At 53.2% G+C, this 438-nt stretch carries 1 protein-coding gene; it reads right to left on the reverse strand.

Annotated features, from left to right (window positions below; translation table 11 throughout):
• On the reverse strand, positions 1–423 hold a 423-nt coding region (locus Q4563_RS16265; RefSeq protein WP_303605217.1), incomplete at its 3' end, for a patatin-like phospholipase family protein.
• Between the last annotated feature and the right edge of the window lie 15 nt (positions 424–438).

Here is a 438-nt window from a genome sequence, read left to right on the forward strand (position 1 = left end):
CAAGTATTGATCCTTGATGGCTTGCTGGATGTCGGCGAAGTTGACGACTTCGCTCAGCAGCTGGCGCAAGGGGGTGTTGTCGAGTAACGATACCGGATCGTTTTTATAACCCCGGCCAATGATCAGGCTGCGGCCCATGCGTGCCAGTGAGTGAGACATGCCCCGGAAATCGGTGCGATAAATCTGGTCGCAGGAAAAATGCCGCCAGATACGTTCCATGTGACGGATACCACGACGGTAAGCTTCTGCATAGCTGGCCAGGGCAATGCCATTAATAGCACCAGCGGAGGTGCCGGAAATAATATCAAACGGATTGTAGTGACCCCGTGGCAGGATTTCGTGTATGGCTTTGAGAACCCCCACTTGATACGCCGCACGAGCTCCCCCGCCGGACAATATCAACCCTGTCCTTTGTCCTTTCATAATGACATTTTCCTC

Source organism: Gilvimarinus sp. 1_MG-2023, assembly GCF_030548285.1.